Here is a 5,827-nt window from a genome sequence, read left to right on the forward strand (position 1 = left end):
ACCAGAATCACGCACCAAGTCTCACGTGCGTTCGACTTGAATTTTGATATAAATAGTTTCCAGCGAGGATGAACAGGAATTAGTAAATGCAAAAAAATAAAATGATTTGGGGAGGAGCAAAAACGATGATCGAGGTTAAAAATATTTCTCTGGCTTTGAATAAACGACAGATTTTAAACAACGTTTCACTGACCTTAAAGGAAGGCAACATTTATGGTCTGGTAGGAAATAACGGCAGCGGAAAAACAATGCTGATGAAGTGCATGTGTGGATTTATCCGCCCAACGGAAGGTACGGTGGAATCCAACGGAAAAGTGATCGGACGGGATGTGGATTATTTACCGGATGCTGGAGTGATCATCGAAACACCGGGATTTATTCCCTATTACAGCGGCTTTCAGAACTTGAAAGTGCTTGCCGGAATCAAAAACAAGATTTCTGCAAAGGAAATCCGGGAAGCAATACAGACAGTCGGGCTGGATCCGGATCTGAAACTTCCGGTGAAAAAATACAGTCTTGGAATGCGGCAGAGACTGGGACTGGCGCAGGCAATCATGGAAAATCCGTCGGTATTGATCCTGGACGAGCCGATGAACGGATTGGATAAGAACGGGGTGGAAGAAATTCGAAAGCTGTTGCTATTCATGAAAGATGAGCGCAAGATCATTGTGATTGCCAGTCACAATGCAGAAGACATTCGTGTACTTTGTGATGAAGTACATGAGATGGAACAGGGAGAGTTAATTTAAGCATATGTTGATTCAGAGAGAATAACGTAAATGAAAGAGAATGCTGAAAACATGATTTAGGAGAAGTCGATATGTATGTGGGGAGGGAATTACTATGACAGAAAAAGGTACGATTAAACAGACATTATTAGGTGGGCTGACCGTAGGATTACTCCTTTTATTATTTGTATTATGTGGATGTGGAAATACGAAAAGTCAGCAGGAAGACAAGAACCAGCGGTCACAGAGCGCAGAGACGAAAAAAATAAATTTTTCTGAGGAAAAGTATGAGGAAAAAATCGTAGACAACAGAATTGCTATAGCAGAATATCCAAATCACTATGAGCAGGAAATACAGGAGATTCAGGACTTATCCTATCCGAACATTCATTTTACAGAGGATTGTACATTTGATCCGTTTCCAGAAGAACTTTCGAGATTATCTGTATTTTATACGACAGCACATGGAATGTCTGTGCAGGAAGGGCTTGAGACATTAGAAAACTGGCTGGTAAGCATCGGAAAACAGGAAGAGATTGATCTGGAAAAAGAAGTACGTGTCATGGGAGCTGATTTAGAAATGGATGAAAGTAAAGGTGCACCGGAATGTTATCCACTATTGTCAGATGTTTCAATCGAACAGTTAGGAAGTGGAGATGCGTTACTTCTGGATACGAAACAGTGCTACGCTATGGTTGGCGTAGAGGGGGTTTTTATGATGAGCGATGGAAAACTCAGTGCGTATCTTGGAGAAAACCCGAAACCAATCAACGATATTTATATGAAATATGATCTTAAGCTGCTTCAGTCAGGAAGCCTGGAGGAGCTAAAAGAAGAAGTCTATCCTCTCATTTCCGGAGACTATAAGATTGGGGAAAGTGCAAAACAGGTAAAAGAATATTTTGAAAAAGGGACACCATTTCCAATGGCAGAAGGAGTAAAAATTGACATTCCGGATGTAAGTGTGTATCGCTTGGAGGCTGATACCTGCATGTATACTTTTAATGTCAGAAGATGGTTTGAAAATATGCCTTACCTGTATCTGCAGGATACCGATATTGCAAATTCTTATGAAGGCTATGCAATTGAGGAGTCGATGAAATATGTCAATGTCGTTGATGATACAGGCGTATCTACATTTAAAGGACCGTCAGAGTCTGATGTGGTTCATCCGCTGTATCAGGATACACAGATGGTTGGAGTGGAACAGGCGCTGGATATTGCAAGCAAAAAACTGGCATCCTTTTTGAAACTGGAGGTGCAGGAAGTAAAAATTGGTTATGCAAGTTATATGACGGACACTGGTCAGGGATTTAATGAAGATACGGCAGTTTATTATCCGTTCTGGAAATTCAGCGGGGTAAATACTGTGAAAAATCAGATGTTGAATGTCTATGTCGATATGATTTCAGGGGCGGTATATTATACGTTCGGTAATGCGTAAATAACGGACTAGGTCATGTCAAAAAATAAAAAACATAAATAAGAAAGATGTATTGGAATATTTTACCGCAGAATAAGCATTCCCCCGCTTCAAGTGCGTAGAGCACTAAGCGGTGGGGAAGGGGGGATTGAGGTGAAAAGTGGTGAAACCGGAAAAATTAAGGGAAACATCAGAGCAGTATTTCACATCAGCAGTGTGGAATTTCAGCGCTGGATGCGCAGTAGCCGCCTGATCATTCTTGGCGTGATGCTGGTGTTTATACATATGCAGATTATTATAACATTACAGGATTGCGCGGTTCGTATGGGGGAGCCGGTAACGATATTGGAAGCATTTGTGGCGTTGGGAAATTCCGGTGTAATCGTGTTGATTTTACCGGCATTGTTTCTGGTGCTGTTATCTGATTTTCCGCAAAAGGGCGGGATTGATTTTTTGTATCAAATGCGTTGCGCTAAGAAAACGTGGATCTGGGGACAGATTTTCTTTGCACTGGAAGCAGTTGTATTTCTGGTAGCTTTTCTGATCGTATCTTCTTGTATCATGATGAGTGGAAAAGGTGTCTGGCAGATGAAATTCAGTAATGCGGTAACGTATTATTCCAGTACTTTTCCAGAACGGACAGGCGATTATATCTTGCAGTTACTTCCAGAAAATCTGTATCAGCAGATGTTGTTTTCAACTGCGGTACTACACACTATATTGATGCTGTTTTTATATTTTTTTCTGCTGGCAATGATTTTACTTTTTGTAGCACTGTGTAATCGGAAGTTTGTAGGAGTTCTGGTGGATGGAATACTAATCGTACTTGGAACAGTAAGCTGCTCAGCAAATGCAGCGTGGATGTGGTTATTTCCGATGGCACATGCAATTCCGTGGGTTCATTATGAAAAATATCTGCGGGTGCAGGTATTTCCAATCTGGGGATCTTATCTGTATCTGGCAGGAAGCTGTGTGGGATTGATGATTGGATGCATGTTTGCAGCGAAGAAATATCAGGCGGGAAGGTAATAACAAATAATAAAGGAAAGGGGCAGTGTTATGAAACATAAAAAACATTTACTTGGGGTTATGATGATTGGAACAATACTTGCAGTAACCGTATTATCCGGCTGTGAATCTGGAAAAACAAAAGAATTGGAAAAAACAGAGACGGTTTCACAGGACAATTTAGTAACATTAAAGGAAGCGCGCAAGCAGGCGGAAAATTTTGAATCAGAATACAAAAATCTGGACTTTTCGGAAACACAGATAAAAATCCCGGATGTGCAGCAGGTTTATGAGATGGAGTTTCCAATATCGACAGATTCTTTTGATCGTCAGGTGGAGAAATTTGAGGAAAATATCCGGTTGTATGAAGGACTGGATGATAGGGTGGATCTGAAGCAGCATATGACACTGATGTACTGGGATGTGGCACAGAATGACCGGCTTATTATCCCAATTTTGGAAGCAACAGATGAACAGAAGGAGCAAGTGCAATATTTGGGCTATAACGATGGAACCTGCTCCGAACTGGTGATATTTTCCACCTTTATGCTGGAACTGGGAGATTATTCCGTGCCAACAGCACTGACTGGAGAGGAAGAGGATTATTCAAACAGACCTTATGGTTATCGGGGTATGAATCTGGGACATTCTGTTCAGAAATATGATCTGTCAAAAGATGATATCACTGGGATCAGCTATCCGTTATCTGATGGGGAGCTTGCGTTGACGGATGCAGTGCAGTTTGTGGAACAGCATATGAAAGAGGATTATTATTTTGTAGGTTCAGAATATCTGGATTATCATGTGTTACAGATTGATGTGCGGCAGCTGTCGGATGAGATCTATTATTATGAATTTGATATGGGAACTTCCTATGAGGGGCTTGCTTTGAATTACGATGATGCAACGGAGGTAGAGAAGGAGGGTGAAAGTGATGATGTGTTGAAACCGGAGGCTTTTGGAACGAATCATTTTGTGTCGATGTTTCAGAAAGACAGGCTTGGATTTATCTGGAGTTGCTGTCAGAATTTCGAGTCTGTAAGTGTGAAGGAAACATATGAGAAAATTTTACCGTTGCAGGATGTCTGTGAACTGCTGAGCAAATATGTCTCAGCGGATAAAGTATTTCACATTAGTTCTGTAGAGTTGGAATATCAGACAAAGTTTCAGTATGAGAATGAGAAAAAAAGGCAATTGGGATATGTAGAGTCAGTACAGTGCCGACCAAGTTATCATTTTTCTATCAAAAATACGCAGCTTTCAGAATTTAGCAGACTCTATTTTGATGTGGATGCGATAACCGGAGAAATTACAACAATGGGATTTTAAGTTAGGAAAACAGGATGAAGACACTTTGGCAGATGATAAAACTTAAAGTTATAAATAATCGAAAACTGTGGATTTGCTGTCTGTGTATTGTAGCAATGGCGTTATTGTGTTTCTTGAGTCCGTTTCCAAGTGGTGATCCGGATGAAAAAGAGACCGTGCTGAAAGTATGGCTTAATATTGACCGTGAGCAGTTACTGCAAATGGATGAAATGGCAAGTATTTATTCTGTGGCCGCGGGATTTCGAAACATGGAGTGGTTTATTGTGCTGCTGCCACTTGTGACGGTGGTTCCGGGAATTTTTGAGTTTTCGGAAGTATGGTTTGGTGGAAATTTTTATTTGAATGCATTGCGGGGAACGAAGAAGCAGTTTGCAAGAAAATGGCTGACAGAGAGTGCATGGAAAGCGTTTTTATGTGTTGGATGTGGGATTGTGCTATATATTGTGTTGGTTGCTGTTAAATTTTTGCCGCTGGATGCGTATGTAAATGATGTAAACGAAAGCATGGTTGCAATAGTTTATGGAGAAACGATGTTTCAGAGAATTGGCTGGCTGCTGCTTGCAATCGTGCATACGGGACTGTTGGGTGTCGTTTTTGCTATAACGGCATTGGTTTTGACTGTATTGTTGGGAGACAGTTTTTTTGCAATCAGCAATCTGGTGTTACTGGAATATTTCAGTAAAAAAATGGCATCCGGTTATGTGGGCGTTGTATATGAGCGATACGAATCTGGCGGACTGCCTGTACCACTTAAAGTGCGGCTGGTGGAGTTCCTTTTCCCATCGAATCATTTATTTTATGATTGTTCATTTCAGTATGCGTTTGGAATTCCTTATTTTGGATATGCAATATTCATCGGTTTGTGGATGGGTGGAATTGCCTTATTGTTTTACTGGCAGGTGAGGAGAAGAAATGTGTAAAATGCATGAAATTGCCTGGATCGCGGGCATGGAATATCGAAAATGGTTCAGTCTGAAAAAAATGTTAATTTTATTGTTTTCCATTCTGTTTCTGGGAGAATATATTTTTTCAAATATGGCGAGAGTGGCAGAGGAGACGGGCCTTTCGATCAATATTTTGGAGCCAATGGATCTGGTGTTGTCCTTTCAGTTTTATATGCTGGTGATACCGTTGATCTTTATTGTGCTGTTGTCTGGCTTTCCGGATAAAAGTGGGGGAAATATTTTTGTTATGATGCGTGCAACGCGTAGAATCTGGCTGGCAGGGCAGTTTTTGTTTGGACTGCTGGCTGGAGTTACCTGTCTGGGATCCTTTTTTGCAGCAAGTTTTCTGTGGATTGGGCGTGGGGCTGTCTGGCAGAATCAGTGGAGCGGATTTA

General features: G+C 41.1%; 6 protein-coding genes. All 6 read left to right on the forward strand.

The features are described from left to right. The first annotated feature begins 125 nt into the window (after positions 1-125). Positions 126-749, forward strand: coding sequence for an ABC transporter ATP-binding protein (locus LG34_RS02225; RefSeq protein ID WP_109214691.1), 624 nt, complete (start codon positions 126-128; stop codon positions 747-749). Between the two features lie 94 nt (positions 750-843). Continuing rightward, complete coding sequence (locus LG34_RS02230) at positions 844-2,172, forward strand: hypothetical protein (protein WP_109214687.1); 1,329 nt, start codon at positions 844-846, stop codon at positions 2,170-2,172. A gap of 132 nt (positions 2,173-2,304) precedes the next feature. Beyond that, positions 2,305-3,180, forward strand: a complete 876-nt coding sequence (locus LG34_RS02235; RefSeq protein WP_109214688.1) for a hypothetical protein — start codon at positions 2,305-2,307, stop codon at positions 3,178-3,180. A 30-nt stretch (positions 3,181-3,210) separates the two neighbouring features. Beyond that, the gene (locus LG34_RS02240) at positions 3,211-4,488 is read left to right on the forward strand and encodes a hypothetical protein (protein WP_109214689.1); all 1,278 of its coding nucleotides are present in this window, start codon (positions 3,211-3,213) and stop codon (positions 4,486-4,488) included. 14 nt (positions 4,489-4,502) lie between these two features. Beyond that, positions 4,503-5,408, forward strand: coding sequence for a hypothetical protein (locus tag LG34_RS02245; RefSeq protein WP_109214690.1), 906 nt, complete (start codon positions 4,503-4,505; stop codon positions 5,406-5,408). Continuing rightward, positions 5,401-5,827 (forward strand): hypothetical protein (locus tag LG34_RS02250; RefSeq protein ID WP_146190171.1); only part of this gene is annotated, 427 nt, incomplete at its 3' end. The genes LG34_RS02245 and LG34_RS02250, both read left to right, overlap by 8 nt.

Source organism: Eubacterium ramulus, assembly GCF_003122485.1.
Lineage (GTDB): Bacteria > Bacillota > Clostridia > Lachnospirales > Lachnospiraceae > Eubacterium_I > Eubacterium_I ramulus_A.